The sequence below is a fragment of the Pseudomonas sp. B21-012 genome (assembly GCF_024749305.1).
GTDB lineage: Bacteria > Pseudomonadota > Gammaproteobacteria > Pseudomonadales > Pseudomonadaceae > Aquipseudomonas.
Genome location: NZ_CP087197.1, coordinates 2990798 through 3007069, shown reverse-complemented (window position 1 = coordinate 3007069; position 16272 = coordinate 2990798). Strand labels below are relative to the sequence as shown.

Genomic DNA, 16272 nt, shown 5'->3' with positions numbered 1-16272 from the left:
GTGATAGAGGGTCTTGATCGGTTCGCCATTTGTTTTGATTAGACGCCTGAGTCCACGCTCAATAGCCTGAAAGGGTAGAAAACGAAGTTCGCCATTAATCAACCTGTCAATAACAAGTTGTTAATCGGTGAAACGTTAAAGATGCCCTGCGAGCCAAGCGAGGAAGCCGCGATGAGCCAAGATGAACATATAAAAAACTATGACGCCCCCGCCGCCGGTTGGGGTGCGCTGAAAAGCGTGACCAAGAGCTGGCTGGGCAGCGAAAACGCCTTCAAGAACCTGCGCGTTATGCTCAAGACCAACCAGAACGGCGGTTTCGACTGCCCCGGTTGCGCCTGGGGCGAGTCGCCGGAAAGCGGCATGGTCAAGTTCTGCGAGAACGGCGCCAAGGCGGTCAACTGGGAGTCCACCGGGCGCCTGGTCGATGCGGATTTCTTCGCCCGCTACAGCGTCACCGAGCTAGCCCGCCAGAGCGACTACTGGCTTGAATATCAGGGCCGCCTGACCCATCCGATGCGCTATGACGCCGCCACCGACCACTACGTCGAAACCAGCTGGGAGGACGCCTTTGCGCTGATCGCCCAGCACCTCAACAGCCTCGAGTCTCCTGACCAGGCCGAGTTCTACACCTCCGGCCGGGCCAGCAACGAGGCGGCGTTCCTTTACCAGCTGTTCGTGCGCGCCTACGGCACCAACAACTTCCCTGATTGCTCGAACATGTGCCATGAGGCCAGCGGTGTCGGCATGTCGGAAACCCTAGGGGTCGGCAAGGGCACGGTGGTGTTCGACGACCTGGAGCACGCCGACGCAATCTTCGTTATCGGCCAGAACCCCGGCACCAACCACCCGCGCATGCTCGAACCGCTGCGCGAGGCAGTCAAGCGCGGGGCTCAGGTGATCTGCCTGAACCCGCTCAAGGAGCGTGGCCTGGAGCGTTTCCAGCATCCGCAGCACCCGTTCGAGATGCTCAGCAACGGCTCCGAGCCGACCAACACCGCGTACTTTCGTCCGGCCCTGGGCGGCGACATGGCGGTGATGCGCGGCATTGCCAAGTTTTTGCTGCAATGGGAACGCGAGGCCCAGGCCAAGGGCGAGCCGGCAGTGTTCGACCACGTCTTTATCGCCGAGCACACCTCGGGGCTCGACGCTTATCTGGCCGAAGTCGATGCCACCCGCTGGGCGCATATTGTCGAGCAGTCGGGCCTGAGCCTGGCCGAGCTTGAGCTGGCTGCCCGCATGTACCGGCGCGCCGAGCGGGTGATCATGTGCTGGGCCATGGGCGTGACCCAGCACCGCCACTCGGTGCCGACCGTGCAGGAAATCATCAACCTGCAGCTGCTGCGCGGCAACGTCGGCAAGCCTGGCGCCGGGCTGTCGCCGGTACGCGGCCACAGTAACGTGCAAGGCGACCGCACCATGGGCATCGACGAGCAGCCACCGGCGCGCCTGCTCGATGCCCTGGAAGCGCGCTTCGCCTTCAAGGCCCCGCGCCTGCACGGGCACAACGCGGTGCTGGCGATCCAGGCCATGGAAGAGCAGCGCGCCAAGGTGTTCATCGCCCTGGGCGGCAACTTCGCCCAGGCCACCCCCGATACCCCGCGCACCCACGATGCCTTGCGCAACTGCGCGCTGACCGCGCACATCGCCACCAAGCTCAACCGCTCGCACCTGGTCACCGGCCGTGACGCCCTGATCCTGCCGTGCCTGGGCCGTACCGAAATCGACCTGCAGGCCGAAGGGCCGCAAGGCATCACCGTCGAAGACACCTTCAGCATGGTGCATATCTCCCACGGCCAGCTCAAACCCTGCTCGCCGCTGCTGCGCTCGGAGCCTGCGATCGTCGCCGGCATCGCCAAGGCCACCCTCGGTGACCGGCCGATCGACTGGCAGTGGACGGTTGCCCACTACAGCCGCATTCGCGACCTGATTGCCGACGTCATCCCGGGTTTCGAGGACTTCAATGCGCGCCTGCAGCACCCAGGCGGCTTCCACCTGGGCAATACCGCGGCGCAGCGCGATTGGCACACCGAAAGCGGCAAGGCGCAGTTCACTGCCAGCGTGCTGCCGGCGCAGCTGGTCAACGAAGAAGTTCTGGCCCGTGGCGACACCCCGGACCTGATCCTGCAGACCCTGCGCTCCCACGACCAGTACAACACCACCCTGTACGGCCTCGACGATCGCTACCGCGGCGTATTCGGCCTGCGTGAGGTGGTCTTCGCCAACGAGCAGGACATCCGCCGCCTGGGTTTCAAGCCCAACGACAAGGTCGATATGGTTTCGCTGTGGGAAGACGGCCGCGAGCGCCGGGTCAGCGGCTTTACCCTGGTCGCCTACGACATTCCGCCAGGACAGGCCGCAGCCTACTACCCGGAGACCAACCCGCTGGTGCCGCTGGAAAGCTACGGCGAGCGCACCTTCACACCGACCTCGAAATTCATCGCCATCAAGCTCGAGAAAGCCAGCGCCGACAACCTGATTCCATCAGCGCACCTCTGACGCTGTACTCGAGTCGCCGAGGCAATCGCGCCCACCATCGCACTTTTTCCGATTTGTCGGCTCTATTCATGGCCAGGCGACGCTGACTCCCAGCGTCGCCGCTGATTACCGACCGGTGCCGATGGTTGATCCGTTTCTCGTTTTCCTGCGACACCTGCGCCTGCCGGTGATGGCGGGCGCCTTGCTTGCCAGCCTCAGCGCCTGCAGCCAGCAACAAGGCCGCGACATCGTCAGCCAGTTCAGCCAAGGCCGCCCTCAGGAGCTGTTGCAGACCAGCGTCGACCGCATGGCCACGCTGTCGATGCGCGACAACCTGCGCAGCCTTTACCTGCTGATGAACAAGCTGTACCAGCGCAACCCCAACCAGTGGCGCCAGTCCGGCTATGTCGATGCCAGCACCGCCGAGCGGCAGATCCGCCAGGCCATCGAGCAACGCCAGCCGTTGGCGCAACTGGGCGAGCGCCGCGACCTGGCTGCGCTCAGCTATGCGCTTAGCCCGGAGTTTCGCGGCGATCGGGTCGGCGCCTTCATCTATGCCATCGGCAGCATGCTGGTCACCGCCCATGGCGGGCGCACGGAATTTTTCATGACCGACACCATCGACCCGCAGTTCGTCAGCAATGCCGCGCGCAACATCGAAAAGGCCACCTGGCTGCTCAGCCAGCGCCAGGACGCCAATGGCGTGCTGCTGCTGTTTTCCAATGAAATATCGGAGGAGGGCAGCAACCTGAGCTTTGCCGTGGAGTTCGGCAAGATCGTCGCGCGCCTGGACCTGCTGGCGCAGATGCTCGACGAGCGCTATCGGCGTATTGGCCTTAACTACGCGCAAAGCCTGCTGCTGATGAACTTTCTGCCGGTGCAATAGGCCGGGGAACTCAAGGTACTTACGGCAATCCTAGTTGATGTAGGTACTCTTTATCCGGAGGCATCACCATGCGCCGTTTACTGCTCGTTTCCTCGCTTGTGCTCTGTCTGCCCTTCGGCTCGGCCCTGGCCAAAGTCGACGCCGGTGATGTTGCCACCTCGGCCGGGGTATCCGCTTCGCTGTACTCGACCTTCAAGGACGACAAACGCATCATCCCCGCCCGTGACGACGCCTCGTCGTTCATCGCCAGTGACGGTGCGATCCGCGGCGTGTACCTGGAGTCGATGCTTCAGAGCATCCGCGCGCAGAACCCCGACCTCAAAGCCAGTGATGAAGAACTGGCGCGGGCGATCCTGCTGAAAGATCAATTCGGCGCCGGGCAATAATCACCAGCGGGAGCCGGCCAGGTCGGCGATGAGGCCGCTACAGGTCCACCTCAAAGCGCCTCGATCGCCTGCCGGTAACGCTGCCCCGCCAGGCTCATGCTGTTGTTATGGGTAGCCCCCGGCACCAGCAGCAGGTTTTTCGGCGGCTGCGCCGCAGCGAACAGTTGCTCGCTGAAACGCGGCGGCACAAAGCGGTCGTCCAGGCCGTGAACCACCAGCAGCGGCATGCCGATGGCGGCAATCTTGTCGATTGAATCGAACTTCTGCGACAGCAGCCAGCGCACTGGCAGCGAGGTCTTGGCCACTGCCGTGGCGGCATCGCCCAGGGAGGTGAAGGTCGATTCGATGATCAAGCCGCGCGCCGGCACCGGACGCTGGTCCTTGTGCGCTTGCTGGCCCAACTGCGCGGCCAGCTCGACCGCCACCGCACCGCCCAGCGAGTGCCCGTAGATCAGCCGTTTGCGCGGGTCGGGCTGCAACGCCTGCAAGCGTTCCCAGGCCACCTGCGCGTCCTCGTAGACGCTCGCCTCGGAGGGCAGGCCGCCACGGCTCTGGCCAAAACCGCGGTAGTCGATCGCCAGCACCGAATAGCCAAGGTTATGCAGTTGCTGGATGCGAAACAGCTGGCCGGTGAGGTTCCAGCGCACCCCATGCAGGTAGAGGATGGCCGGTGCATCCGGCCTTTTTGCCGGCCACCACCAGGCATGGATGTTCTGCCCGGCCTTGAAGGTCTCGGGCCGCAACTCAAGCTCCTGCACGCCTGCAGGCATGCCCCGGTACCAGCTGGCATTGCCCGGCTCGATGCGAAACAGCAACTCGCGCTCCTTGTGCTCAAGCACCGCGCAGCCCACCGGCAGGCCGACCACTACGCAGGTCAGGGCCAGCCCGTAGAGCCAGCGGCGCGGGCGATTGAGCGAGAAAAAGGCCATGGCAATTCGTTCGTCTGAATACAAAGACGCGTTTTAACAGAAGCGCCGCCCAAGCTGTAGGGGAACTTGCCAGGCGACGAACTGCACCTCGCGAAATGCAACGCATTACTAGACTATCTGCAGCCCGTTCATGGCGCGCCCGCAGGGCTTGGACGCAGCGCCGGACCGAGTTGATCGATCGATCACATTGCACACCCGTACCAGAGGCGCACCGGGTTCCAGCAAGGCAGTCGGCATCTCGTGCACGTGGCGTGGCAAACGCCGGTAACGTGAGACGGAGCAAGGCCTTATGAAGCGCAACAACAAGTGGCTGTCGACGCTGGCGCTTGCCGCGTCGGCGACCTTCGGCGCGGCGGCTGCCGCTGCCGCAGACAAACCGAACATCCTGGTAATCTTCGGCGACGATATCGGCCAGACCAACATCAGCGCCTACGCCATGGGTGTGGTCGGCTATGAGACGCCGAACATCGACCGCATCGCCAAGGAGGGCATGATCTTCACCGACTACTATGCCGAAAACAGCTGCACCGCCGGCCGCTCATCATTCATTACCGGCCAGTCGCCGCTGCGCACCGGTTTGTCCAAAGTCGGCATGCCGGGGGTGGCGGTGGGCCTGCAGGCCCGCGATGTAACCATAGCTCAGGCGCTCAAGGCCCAGGGCTACGCCACCGGCCAGTTCGGCAAGAACCACCTGGGCGACCGCGACGAATACCTGCCGACCAACCACGGTTTCGACGAGTTCTTCGGCAACCTTTATCACCTCAACGCCGAAGAAGAGCCCGAGCGCCCGTACTGGCCCAAGGATGACCAGGAGTTCCTCAAGGCTGCTTCGCCTCGCGGGGTGATCAAGGCCAGCGCCGACGGCAAGATCGAGGACACTGGGGCGCTGACCAGCAAGCGTATGGAAACCATCGACGACGAAACCACCCAGGCGGCCATCAGCTTCATCGAGAAACAGGCCAAGGCCGACAAGCCATTTTTCGTCTGGATGAACACCACCCGCATGCACGCCTTCACCCACGTGCGTGACGCCATGAAGGGTCAGAGCGGCATGCCCGGCAATGACTACGCAGACGGCATGCTCGAGCACGACGGCGATGTCGGCAAGCTGCTCAAATCGCTGGATGACCTGAAGATCACCGATAACACCATCGTCATCTACACCACGGACAACGGCCCCAACCAGTGGTCCTGGCCGGATGCGGCGACCACGCCGTTCCGTAACGAGAAAAACTCCAACTGGGAAGGCGCCTACCGGGTACCGGCGATGATCCGCTGGCCGGGCAAGGTCGAGGCCGGCAAGGTCTCGCGGCAGATGTTCTCGGGCCTGGACTGGTTCCCGACCTTGCTCGCGGCAGCCGGCGACAGCGGTATCAAGGACCGCCTGCTCAAGGGCGCCGATGTCGATGGCAAGAACTTCAAGGTGCACCTGGATGGCTTCAACCAGCTCGACTACCTGACCGGCAAGGCGGCGAAAAGCGCGCGCGACGAGTTCTACTATTTCAACGACGACGGTGAACTGGTGTCGATGCGCTTCGGCGACTGGAAGCTGATGTTTTGCGAGCAGCGCGCCCCGGGCGGACTGACGGTGTGGAGCGAGCCCTTCACCTGCCTGCGGGTGCCGAAGCTGTTCAACCTGCGCATGGACCCCTATGAGCGCGCCGACGTGGTCTCTGACCAGTATTACGACTGGCTGACCAAGAACGACTACCTGTTGTTCCAGGGCACGCGCAAGGCTGCGGCATTCCTCAAGACCTTCGTCGAATACCCGCCCAGCCAGCGCCCGGCGAGCTTCAGCATCGATCAGATTCGCGAAGAGGTCGACAAGGAAATCGAAGCGAAGATGAAGTAACGCCGCACCTTGTGAGCGGGACGTACTGTCGCACTCAGTCGGCCAGGGTCAATTCGCCAAACCAGCGCTGCCGGGCGAGTTCGAGCCTGGCTTGAGTGACGCTGGCAAGCCGCGCCTGATCACTGACGGCCATGCCTTCGAGGTAGACGAAGTGCACATTCTGCAGGCCCAACGTGCCGAGCACGTGGCGCAGGTAAGCGCTGAGAAAGTCCGGCTGGCGGGCCCGTGCCCCGCGGTGGTAGCCGCCTGAACTGACGATCAGGTACACCGGCCGGTCTTTGAGCAGGCCGACCTTGCCTTCAGGGCCGGCAATGAAGGTGCGGTGGATGCGCAACACATGGTCGATCCAGAGCTTGAGCGCTGCCGGCACGGTGAAGTTGTGCATGGGCGTGGCAATCAGCAGCAGGTCACAGCCTTCGAGCTCGCTGATCAGTGCCTCGGAGCTTGCAAATACCGGGTCGTGCGGCGGTACAAAGCCGGTCAGCGCTGTCGCGTAGCCGGCACTCAACGGCGCCAGTGGCGTGGCCGCCAGGTCCCGCAGGGTCACCTTGAGGTGTGGGTACTGGTGGCGGATGCAAGCGACCATTTCGTCGGCCAGGCGCAAGCCGATCGAGGCGCTGCCGCGCATGCTGGCATTGACCAGGAGCAGGTTATCCATGGCGCTGTGCCTCGGCGGCGGGCAGTGCCTGAACAAAATGCATGCCTTTGGCCAAAAGTCCTTCGCGGTAATAGAAGCGCTGGGCCAATGGCATATGCAGCCCGGTATCGAGCACCAGGTAGGCATGGCCGTTGCGCAGGCCATCGGCGCGCGCGGCATCGAGCAATGCGGCGCCGACCCGCAGGCCGCGCATGGCCGGGGACACCACCAGGTCGTCGACGTAGGTAAAGCGTCCATAGAGCAAGTTTTCGCTGCTCCTTACCCCTGCCAGCCCCAGCAGTTGCTTGCCGTAGAAAGCCCCGAGCAAGCGGTAGCCCTGCAGCGCCTGGCGCCTGACTTGCTGCGCGAACGCGTCGGCATCCACCAGGTGCGGCCGAAGTTCGCGCATTAGCTCGAAGGCGTCGCGTTGCTCGGTGCCTTCTTGCAGGTAGCGGATGGTTGCCTGTTCGCCCACGGGTTTCTCCCAGATCAATTTGAGCCGTTACTTTACGGCGGCAACGGACTACCTTATAGGTCCAAAAAATGCACAAATGACTAGGACATGCCAGCCTCCAGCCCACCGACGATGACGCCCCTCTATCGACAGATCTACCTGCGTTTTCGCGACGCCATCAGTACCGGGCGCCTGCAGCCGGGTGAGCGCCTGCCTTCGGTGCGGGCCCTGGCGGCGGAACTCAACCTGGCGCGCGGCACGGTCGAGGCGGCTTACCAGATGCTCGGCGGTGAAGGCTATGTGCAGTCCAGGGGCCCGGCAGGCACGGTGGTCGCCCCGTCGCTCAGTACCAGGGCAGTAGATGTCGATGTGCCGGGGCCCGCGCTGGCCCCGGGGCCGCAGACGTATTTGCCAATGCCCTTGCAGATCGGCTTGCCGGCGCTGGACGCCTTTCCGCGCAAGCTGTGGACGCGCCTGGTGGGGCGTACCTTGCGCCAAAGCGGGGTGGAGGGCCTGGCGTACCCGGACCCTCAAGGGCAGCTTGCCCTGCGCCATGCATTGGCGGGTTACCTGGCGGTGTCGCGGGGCATCAGCTGTACTGCGCAACAGGTTTTCATCTGCGCAGGCTACCGTGCCTGTCTCGACCTGATCTGCTCCAGCCTGCTGGAGGGCGGTGACCGCTGCTGGTTCGAAGACCCAGGCTACTTCCAGGCCAGGCGTTTTCTTGAGCGAGCCCGGGTGCAGTTGGTGCCGGTGCCGGTGGATGGCGACGGCCTTGATGTCGACGCCGCTATCGCTCGGGCTGCTGATGCGCGCTTTGCCCTGGTCACGCCCCATCACCAGAGCCCTCTTGGCGTCACGCTGTCGCTGCCGCGGCGCCAGCGCCTGCTGGACTGGGCCAGTAGCCAGGGCAGCTGGATCATCGAGGACGACTACGACAGCGAGTACCGTTACCGCGGCCGGCCGGTGCCGGCACTCAAGAGCCTCGACAGCGAGGGGCGGGTGCTGTACTGCGCGACCTTCAGCAAAGTACTGGCGCCGGGCATACGCCTGGCCTATCTGGTGGTTCCCCAGGCCCAGGTAGAGCGCTTCGCCAGCGTGGCCCGGGACATGCACAACCACTGCCCGCAGTTGTTGCAGGCGACGGTGAGCGCATTTATCGAAGAAGGCCATTTTGCCCGGCACTTGCGCAAGATGCGCAGCCTCTATGCCCAGCGGCGCCAGCAACTGGTCGAGGCCTTGCAGGCCGAACTCGGTGAGTATCTGCAACTGGACAATCAGGCAGGCGGCATGCACCTGGTGGTAGATGTGCGCGGCGGCCTCGACGATTGTGCGATTGCCCGCCGCGCGCGGGCGCTTGGCCTGGCGATCGAGCCGCTTTCAGGCTGGTACCGACAACCCGGGCAACGGCGCGGGTTGTTGATCGGCTTTACCAATGTCACCAGCCGCGAACAAGCCGTTGCGCTGGCCAGGCAGTTACGCCTGGCGATGGGCCGTTAGCCGTGGCGGCTGTCAGTTGCGGTCAACCCACACGGTCTGCGCATTGCAGAACTCGCGTACGCCGAAGTGCGACAATTCACGGCCAAAGCCGCTTTTCTTGACGCCGCCGAAGGTCACCCGCGGGTCGCTGGCGCAGTAGCCGTTGATGAACACGCCGCCGGTGTCCAGTTCGTCGGCCAGTTGCTCGGCCAGTGCAGCATTGGCGGTGTAGATGGTCGAGGCCAGGCCAAACTCGCTGTCGTTGGCCAGTTGCAGGGCATGGCGGGCATCGCGCACGGTGATGATCGAGGCCACCGGGCCGAACAACTCCTGCTTGAACGAAGTCATCTGGTCGGTGACGTCGGCCAGCACGGTGGGCGGGTAGTAGTTGCCGTTGCCTTGCACCTTGCCACCGCCAAGCAGCAGGGTCGCGCCCTCGGCCAGGGTTGCCTGGACTTGCTGGTCGAGCTCATCGCGCAGGTCGAAGCGGGCCATCGGGCCGATGTAGGTGTCGCTGGCATGCGGATCGCCCATGACCAGGGCCTGGGTGGCCTCGACGAATTTGCGGGTGAAGGCCTCGACCACGCCTTGCTCGACGATCAGGCGCTTGGCTGCGGCGCAGACCTGGCCGGTGTTCTGGTAACGGCCGATGACGGCGGCTTTGACCGCTTCATCAAGGTCGGCATCGTTGAGGACGATGAACGGGTCGGAGCCGCCCAGCTCCAGCACGCACTTTTTCAGCGCGGCGCCGGCCTGGGCGCCGATGGCGGTACCGGCACGTACGCTGCCGGTCAAGGTCACGGCGGCGATGCGCGGGTCGGCGATGGCCTTGGACACGCCCTCTGGGGTGACGTTGATCACCTCGAACACGCCCTCGGGGAAACCTGCGCGCTGGAACGCCTCGAGCAGCAGGTAGGCGCTGCCCATCACGTTCGGCGCGTGCTTGAGTACATAGGTATTGCCGGCCAGCAACGCCGGCACCGCGCCGCGCAGCACCTGCCAGATCGGGAAGTTCCACGGCATCACTGCCAGCAGCGGGCCGAGTGGACGGTATTCGATGCGCGCCTTGCCGACGGGCACCGGGGCCGCTTCAGCCTCGAGCATGGCCGGGCCGTTGGCCGCGTACCACTCGCAGAGCTGCGCGCATTTCTCGATTTCGCCCCTGGCCTGGGCCACCGGCTTGCCCATTTCGTCGGTGATCATCCGCGCCATGGCCTCGGCGTTGTTGCGCAGGGCGCCGGCCAGGGCCAGCAGCAATGCGGTGCGTGCCGCTACCGGCGTGCGGCGCCAGGCAGCATAGCCCTTGGCGGCGCGACTCAGGGCGGCGTCGAGGACAGCGTCGCTTTCGTAGGCATAGTGGCCGATCTGCTCGCCATTGGCGGGGTTGATCGACAAGGCGTGGGTGTGCAAGTTGATCGCGGTCATCACGGCGGTCCTGAGGGGAGGGGAACGGTTTCAGACTACTGCGTTGTGCCTTTGCCTTAAACTGAATAATACTGAGCAAAACATTCACGCAGAGAGAATGACTATGGATCTGGTGCAACTGGAGATGTTCAAGGCGGTGGCCGAGCAGGGCAGCATCAGTGCCGCGGCCCAGCACATCCATCGGGTGCCGTCGAACCTGACCACGCGGATCAAGCAGCTGGAGCAGGAGCTGGGTGCCGAGCTGTTCATCCGCGAAAAAAGCCGTTTGCGCCTGTCGCCGGCGGGCTGGAATTTTCTCGACTATGCCCGGCGTATTCTCGACCTGGTGGCCGAGGCGCGGCTGACCGTGGCCGGTGACGAGCCGCAAGGCGCCTTCGCCCTCGGCTCGCTGGAAAGCACCGCCGCGGTGCGCATTCCGACGCTGCTGGCGGCTTACAACCAGGCCTATGCCAAGGTCGAACTGGACCTCACCACCGGGCCGTCCGGGGCGATGATCGACGGCGTGCTGGCCGGGCGCCTGAGCGCCGCCTTCGTCGACGGCCCGGTGTTGCACCCGGCGCTCGAGGGGGTGCCGGTGTTCGTCGAAGAGATGGTGCTGATCGCACCGCTCAACCACACGCCGATCACCCGCGCTGGCGAGGTCAACGGCATGACCATCTACGCCTTTCGCGCCAACTGCTCATACCGTCATCACTTCGAGAACTGGTTTGCCCAGGACCAGGCGGTGCCGGGCAAGATCATTGAGATGGAGTCGTACCACGGCATGCTTGCCTGCGTCAGCGCCGGCGCCGGCCTGGCGCTGATGCCGCGCAGCATGCTCGAAAGCATGCCCGGCTGCAGCACGGTCAGTGTCTGGCCGCTGTCCCAGCGCTTTCGCTACCTGCGCACCTGGCTGGTGTGGCGGCGCGGCACGGTATCGCGCAGCTTGAGGACCTTCGTGCAACTGCTGGAAGAGCGCGGCGAGGTACTCAAGGTCGAGGAACCGGTGTGACCTGATGTGCTGGCCTCATCGCTGGCAAGCCAGCGTCTACTGGCCAGCTACACTGTTGCTACTGTCCGATCCCGGAGTCCATCATGAACAGGTTGTCCTCCATTGGCCTGTGCTTGGCGTTATCGACTGTATGTGCGCAGGGCTGGGCCGAAACCGTGGTGCCGCTCAAGGGCCAGAGCGCCCAGCAGGTGCAGGTCGATATCAACGATTGCCATAACGTCGCCGCGAGTTCCGCCAGCAGCGATGCCCATGTCGGTGGCCGGGTACGCGGAGCTGCCGTGGGTGCGGCCGCCGGCGCCGCGGGCGCCGAGGTACGGGGACGCCAGCATGATGAGGTGTATGAGCGCGTCGATGATGACGTCAAACAGCAATACCGGCAGAACCGTGCCGGTGAAACCGCCGCTGCCGGCGCGGTTGTCGGTGGTGCCCGCCAGCGCCAGGAGCGTCGGCAGGACCGGCGCAGCAATGAGGCTACCAGCGCTTCGGCCTATACCAGCTGCCTGCAGAACAAGGGTTACCAGGTCACGCCATAGCCGCTGCCGATCTGCTAGGCTGCAGGCTTTGACCCGTGTGCAGGCAGCCATGAACAACGATATTCCCGAACCCCAGGCGGTGGGCAGTCCGATCACCAGCAGCGCGATTTTCATGGTCGCCACCCTGGCCCCAGGCAGTGAGGCACTGCAAACCGTGCGTGAGTGGTGCGCCGATATCGCCGGCCTGACCCGCTCAGTGGGCAAGCGCGTGCCGGCTGGCAACCTGTCGTGCGTCTGCGGCTTTGCCTCCAGTGCCTGGGACCAGCTGTTCGGCGGGCCACGGCCACAGGCCTTGCACCCGTTCCGCGAGTTTGGCGTCGAAGGGCGCCGCGCGCCGGCAACCCCCGGCGATATCCTCTTGCACATCCGCGCCGAGCAGATGGACCTGTGCTTCGAACTGGCCACCCAACTGATCACGGCCCTGGGCGATGCAGTCAAGGTGGTGGACGAAGTGCAGGGTTTTCGGTACTTCGACATGCGCAGCATCATCGGCTTCGTCGATGGTACCGAGAACCCGGTCGGCCGCCAGGTGCCCAAATTCACCCTGGTCGGCGACGAAGACCCGGGCTTCAGCGGCGGCAGCTACGTGCTGGTGCAAAAGTACCTGCACAACATGAGCGCCTGGAACGCGCTGCCGGTCGAGGCGCAGGAGCGGGTGATCGGCCGCACCAAGCTGTCGGACATCGAGCTGGGTGACGAAGCCAAACCCAGCAACTCCCACAGCGCACTGACCACCATCACCGACGCGAACGGCGAAGAGCTGAAGATCCTGCGCGACAACATGCCGTTCGGCCGCCCCGGCGCCGGTGAGTTCGGCACTTACTTCATTGGTTATGCGCGCTCGCCGGCGCCGATCGAGCAGATGCTCGAGAACATGTTCGTCGGTCGCCCGGCAGGCAATTACGACCGCTTGCTGGACTTCAGCAACGCGGTCACCGGCGGCCTGTTCTTCGTGCCGTCGGCCGAGCTGCTCGAAGACCTGGCCGAGCGCACCCCGGGCTAGTGCTCATGCCGGTTTCAATTCACTGTCGAGCAGTGATCGAACTTCGGCAAAACACTTCTCGGCGATGGCCGAACGCGGCTCGGTACGCCGCAGCAGCAAGCCGATCGGTGCATGCACGCTGGCAGCACTGATCGGCACGATACGCAGGTGCTCGCTGAGGCCTTCGAGGCCGTAATCGAGCGGCATGATCGCGCAGCACATCCCGGCGCAAACGGCCTGGATCAACTGGTAGCTGGAGTCGCTTTCGAGCACCGCATGGGGCTGCAGGCCGCGGCTGCGAAAGCTCAGGTCGACCGACTGGCGATAGTGCATGCCCTTGCTCAACAGCCCCAGCGGCACGGCGCTGACCGCTTCCCAGGGCAGTTCAGCCTGCTCGAACTGAAAATGGCGCACGTCATACAGCAGGCCCATGCGCGTGGTGCCCAGTTCGATCACTTCGAAATAGGCGCTGTTGATCTGGTCCAGGTAGCAGATACCCAGGTCCAGCTGGTTACGGCTCAGGCCATCGGTGATCTGTTCGGAGCTCAAGGACGACAGCTGGAACTGCAGCTCCGGATAGCGCTGGGCCAGGGGCTGGAGAAACTGCATGGGGTTGAAGCTCGACAGCGGCACCATGCCCAGGCGCAGGCTGCCGACGATCTGCCCGCGGCAACTGGCGGCTTCAGCCTGCAGGCCGTCATAGGCGGCCAGCAGGGTGCGAGCCCAGGCCAGGATGCGCTCGCCGGCCTCGGTAAAGCCTTCGAAACGCTGGCCACGGGTTACCAGCACCAGGTTCAGTTCGTCCTCAAGGTTACGCAGGCGCATCGACAGGGTCGGCTGGGTGATATGGCACAGCGCGGCGGCCTGGCCGAAGTGGCGGGTCTGGTCCAGGGCGAGCAGAAACTTCAGTTGTTTGATATCCATGGCGCAGCCTGGCAAGTCAGTAGGGCGGGTGGCAAAACGGTAAAGCAATGCCCCCGGGCCGTCCAATGGGCATTAGTGACCGGCTGATAGAGGCGCTTGATCAATAGACGATAGACCACCTCGATAAGCCGGTCGGATCTATCGATTGGACGCTAATGGTGTTTGCCTCTAGCGTTGGCCGCAACTTCCTGACTGCTGCCAAGGGGCTGTGCATGAGTATCAAACTGGACGCGGTGTTCGTGCCGCTGAACATCGCCGTGCTGACTGTCAGCGACACCCGCAGCTTCGACACCGACACCTCCGGCGAGCTGCTGGCCAGCCGCGCGGTGGAGATGGGCCACCGCCTGGTCGAGCGGGTGCTGCTCAAGGATGACCTGTACAAGATTCGCGCCCAGGTCGCCGGCTGGATTGCCGAGGACGACGTGCAGGTGGTGCTGATCACCGGCGGCACCGGCTTTACCGGGCGCGACAGCACCCCGGAAGCTGTGGCCTGCCTGTTCGACAAGCACATCGATGGCTTTGGCGAGTTGTTCCGCGCCTTGTCGATCCTCGATATCGGCACTTCCACCGTGCAGACCCGTGCCCTGGCCGGCCTTGCCAATGGCACCCTGGTCTGCTGCCTGCCGGGCTCTACCGGCGCCTGCCGCACTGCCTGGGAAGGTATCCTCGCCGAGCAACTGGATGCCCGCCATCGCCCGTGCAACTTCGTTGCCCACCTCAAGCCTGGCACACTGTGCAAGACGCGTAACTGATACGCCAGGCAGTCCACATAAAAGCAGGGAGCGGGTAGATGAGCGCGATTGTACTTCGCCAGGCCAGGGCCGCCGATGCGCAGGCCATTTTCAACGTGCACAAGGACTCGGTCGAGTCCCAGTGTGGTGAGCATTACAGCGTCGAGCAGATCCACATGTGGCTGGATGGCCGCTCACCGGCGACTTATCTGCCGGCCATCGAGCAGGGCAACCTGTGGGTCGCGCAAGCCGAAAGCATTCTCGGCTTCGTCGAGATCGACGGCTTTGAACTCAGCAAGCTGTTTGTCTGCGGTGCGGGTGCCGGGCAGGGCATTGGTGGGCGGCTGCTGAACCTGGCGATCGAGCGTATCCGCGCGACGAAGGCCAGCAGCGTTTACCTGGAAGCCACGCGCAACGCTCAGGGCTTTTATCAAGCCAACGGCTTTGTGCCTATCGGCAACGGCACCTTCAGCCGCGGCAACAGTCGCGCAGTGATCGAGATCGTCAAGATGCAGCGCCCGCTTCAGGACTGATCCGTCAGTTGCCCCGGGGCGCTGGCGTCGAGCAGCGCCAGCTCGCCAAACGACACCGACGCATCGATATAGCGCAGCGCCGACTTGGCGTCTTTCCAGCCGACATGGCTCATCAACGCCTTGAGCTCCCAGCCATTGCTGGTGGCCCAGGTGGCAAAGCCGCGGCGCAGCGAGTGCCCGGTATATAACGCTGCCGGTACGCCTGCGCGTTCGAGGATGCGCCGCAACAAGCCGATCAGGCTGTTGCTGTTGAGCGGCTGTTCGCCGAGGTTGCCCCAGCGGTCGAGTTTGCGAAACACCGGGCCGCGGGCAATGCCTGCCACTTCAAGCCATTGCAGGTAGGCCTGGACCGGGCACAACACTTTAAGGGCCGGCGCCCGATGGCGCACGCCCAGTGCCTGGCGGTCGCCCTTGCTGCGCGGCAAGTAGATCGACAGGCCGATACCCGCCTGGGCCTGGATATGCTCGACCTGCAGGCGCGCCAGTTCATCGCCGCGAAACCCGCGCCAGAACCCGATCAACAGCAAGGCCTTGTCGCGGCTGGCGCGCAACAGTGCCGGCAAATTGTGCCCGGCGCGGGCCTGGGCGGCTTCTTGCTCAAGTACGCCAACCGCTGTTTGCAGGTGCTGGATCAACAGCGGTGCCGCCTGTTTTGGTTCGGCCGGGTGCAGGGTGCGGATGCCCTTGAGCAACTGGCGCACCATCGGTGCCTTGGTCGGGTCGGGAAAGCCCTGGCTGACATGCCATTGCCCTAGCGCTGCCAGGCGCTGCTTGAGGGTGCTGATCGAGTGGCTGTGCGCATGCTCGGCCAGGTAGCGGGCGATGCTGTCGGCGGTGGCCGGCAGAAAGCCTCCCCAGCTCACTTCGAAGTGCTCGACCGCAGCCTGGTAACTGCGCCGGGTGTTATCGCGCACTGCGGCCTGCAGGTAGCGCTCGATCGTGTTCATTGCCTCGTTCCCGCCAGGTGTACCGCTCTGGGCACATTTACCTGCCATTCTAGCGCTTCACATGCGATAAGCCGTGATTATTTTATCTCAGGACTTGATTGTTTGAGC

16 protein-coding genes are annotated in these 16272 nt (G+C 64.1%); 10 read left to right on the top strand and 6 right to left on the bottom strand.

Translation table 11 applies throughout. The features are described 5' to 3' along the window. Positions 1 to 171: 171 nt before the first annotated feature. The 3 genes from LOY37_RS13630 (at position 172) to LOY37_RS13620 (ending at position 3747) form a co-directional block, all read left to right on the top strand. Entirely contained in the window at positions 172 to 2496 is a 2325-nt protein-coding gene (locus LOY37_RS13630) for an FdhF/YdeP family oxidoreductase (RefSeq protein WP_258714945.1), read from the top strand. 121 nt (positions 2497 to 2617) lie between these two features. Then, positions 2618 to 3361, top strand: coding sequence for a hypothetical protein (locus tag LOY37_RS13625; RefSeq protein WP_045201988.1), 744 nt, complete (start codon positions 2618 to 2620; stop codon positions 3359 to 3361). 68 nt (positions 3362 to 3429) lie between these two features. Then, a complete protein-coding gene (locus LOY37_RS13620) occupies positions 3430 to 3747 on the top strand; it encodes a DUF2388 domain-containing protein (protein ID WP_195884112.1) in 318 nt (105 codons plus the stop codon). 50 nt (positions 3748 to 3797) lie between these two features. Here the strand turns inward: LOY37_RS13620 and LOY37_RS13615 are convergent, their stop codons facing one another. After that, positions 3798 to 4676 (bottom strand): alpha/beta hydrolase, encoded by an 879-nt coding sequence (locus LOY37_RS13615; protein ID WP_258714944.1) that lies wholly within the window; start codon positions 4674 to 4676, stop codon positions 3798 to 3800. Between the two features lie 289 nt (positions 4677 to 4965). On the opposite strand from LOY37_RS13615, the gene LOY37_RS13610 reads away from it, so the two are divergent. After that, positions 4966 to 6528 carry an arylsulfatase gene (locus LOY37_RS13610; protein ID WP_258714943.1) on the top strand — a complete coding sequence of 521 codons (1563 nt, stop codon included), beginning with the start codon at positions 4966 to 4968 and terminating at the stop codon, positions 6526 to 6528. Between the two features lie 34 nt (positions 6529 to 6562). Here LOY37_RS13610 and LOY37_RS13605 read toward each other — a convergent pair whose 3' ends face one another. After that, a complete protein-coding gene (locus LOY37_RS13605; RefSeq protein WP_093382769.1) occupies positions 6563 to 7186 on the bottom strand; it encodes an FMN-dependent NADH-azoreductase in 624 nt (207 codons plus the stop codon). Further along, complete coding sequence (locus LOY37_RS13600; RefSeq protein ID WP_045202028.1) at positions 7179 to 7640, bottom strand: GNAT family N-acetyltransferase; 462 nt, start codon at positions 7638 to 7640, stop codon at positions 7179 to 7181. The genes LOY37_RS13605 and LOY37_RS13600 overlap by 8 nt, the downstream gene beginning before the upstream one ends. 87 nt (positions 7641 to 7727) lie before the next feature. On the opposite strand from LOY37_RS13600, the gene LOY37_RS13595 reads away from it, so the two are divergent. Next, on the top strand, positions 7728 to 9119 hold the full coding sequence (locus LOY37_RS13595) for a PLP-dependent aminotransferase family protein (protein WP_258714942.1): 1392 nt from the start codon (positions 7728 to 7730) through the stop codon (positions 9117 to 9119). A 12-nt stretch (positions 9120 to 9131) separates the two neighbouring features. On the opposite strand, the gene LOY37_RS13590 is transcribed toward LOY37_RS13595, so the two are convergent. Continuing rightward, positions 9132 to 10523 carry an aldehyde dehydrogenase family protein gene (locus LOY37_RS13590; protein WP_258714941.1) on the bottom strand — a complete coding sequence of 464 codons (1392 nt, stop codon included), beginning with the start codon at positions 10521 to 10523 and terminating at the stop codon, positions 9132 to 9134. 103 nt (positions 10524 to 10626) lie between these two features. Between LOY37_RS13590 and ptrR the strand changes: the two genes are divergently transcribed. The 3 genes from ptrR to LOY37_RS13575 all read left to right on the top strand — a co-directional run bounded on the left by ptrR (position 10627) and on the right by LOY37_RS13575 (position 13050). Continuing rightward, the gene (gene ptrR, locus LOY37_RS13585) at positions 10627 to 11514 is read left to right on the top strand and encodes a putrescine utilization regulator PtrR (RefSeq protein ID WP_093382780.1); all 888 of its coding nucleotides are present in this window, start codon (positions 10627 to 10629) and stop codon (positions 11512 to 11514) included. Between the two features lie 83 nt (positions 11515 to 11597). After that, a complete protein-coding gene (locus tag LOY37_RS13580) occupies positions 11598 to 12047 on the top strand; it encodes a YMGG-like glycine zipper-containing protein (RefSeq protein ID WP_258714940.1) in 450 nt (149 codons plus the stop codon). 49 nt (positions 12048 to 12096) lie between these two features. Further along, entirely contained in the window at positions 12097 to 13050 is a 954-nt protein-coding gene (locus tag LOY37_RS13575) for a Dyp-type peroxidase (RefSeq protein WP_258714939.1), read from the top strand. Positions 13051 to 13053: 3 nt separating this feature from the next. Here the strand turns inward: LOY37_RS13575 and LOY37_RS13570 are convergent, their stop codons facing one another. After that, a complete protein-coding gene (locus LOY37_RS13570) occupies positions 13054 to 13953 on the bottom strand; it encodes a LysR family transcriptional regulator (protein ID WP_093382790.1) in 900 nt (299 codons plus the stop codon). A gap of 212 nt (positions 13954 to 14165) precedes the next feature. Here LOY37_RS13570 and moaB point away from each other — a divergent pair, with 212 nt between their 5' ends. Both moaB and LOY37_RS13560 read left to right on the top strand, forming a co-directional pair. After that, on the top strand, positions 14166 to 14705 hold the full coding sequence (moaB, locus tag LOY37_RS13565) for a molybdenum cofactor biosynthesis protein B (protein WP_093387543.1): 540 nt from the start codon (positions 14166 to 14168) through the stop codon (positions 14703 to 14705). 38 nt (positions 14706 to 14743) lie between these two features. Beyond that, complete coding sequence (locus tag LOY37_RS13560; RefSeq protein ID WP_045202006.1) at positions 14744 to 15217, top strand: GNAT family N-acetyltransferase; 474 nt, start codon at positions 14744 to 14746, stop codon at positions 15215 to 15217. Here the strand turns inward: LOY37_RS13560 and LOY37_RS13555 are convergent. After that, a complete protein-coding gene (locus LOY37_RS13555) occupies positions 15208 to 16164 on the bottom strand; it encodes a site-specific integrase (RefSeq protein ID WP_258714938.1) in 957 nt (318 codons plus the stop codon). The two genes, LOY37_RS13560 and LOY37_RS13555, sit on opposite strands and share 10 nt — an antisense overlap. Between the last annotated feature and the right edge of the window lie 108 nt (positions 16165 to 16272).